The sequence below is a fragment of the Polaromonas sp. P1_G2 genome (genome assembly GCF_056405515.1).
Map to the genome: position 1 here is coordinate 1 of NZ_JBFUBY010001049.1, position 475 is coordinate 475.

The window sequence follows — 475 nt, forward strand, 5'->3', positions numbered from 1 at the left end:
AATCGGGGTAGACTGCACTGTCGAAGAACACCAAGCCGCTATAGCTGCTGACATCGATCTTGTCCTGGCTGCCGAAATCCTTGACCTCGTCATGGCCCCAGCCTGACTTGAAGACGAAATCGTCCTTGCCTGCGCCGCCGACCAGCCGGTTGCGTGCGGTATTCCCCCAGATAACGTCACTGCCCGATCCGCCGATCGCATCTTCGATCAGCGAGCGCAAGTCGCCGTTATACTGCAGCGCATTATAGATATTGCCGGCCGCCAGATGCAGGCCGTTATGGTCATATTTGCCGAGATTGGCGAGCTGGCTGTGGGCGAAGGTCGAATAGGCGCCGGGCTGCAGATCGATTGCCAGATTGCTGCGATAGGCGTGCAGGTCATAGGTGTCGTGACCGCCGCCGTCCCAGATCGTGGCGAAAATATTGTCGCCGGTGCCGTCGATCGCCAGGTGGCCGTTGACCCAGGTATTGGCGCT

The 475-nt window shown here is 59.2% G+C and carries 1 protein-coding gene; it reads right to left on the reverse strand.

All coding sequences use genetic code 11. The features are described 5' to 3' along the window. Positions 1 to 475, reverse strand: a 475-nt coding sequence (locus AC1D0P_RS29000; RefSeq protein WP_477679895.1) for a M10 family metallopeptidase C-terminal domain-containing protein, incomplete at both ends; no start/stop codon positions are given.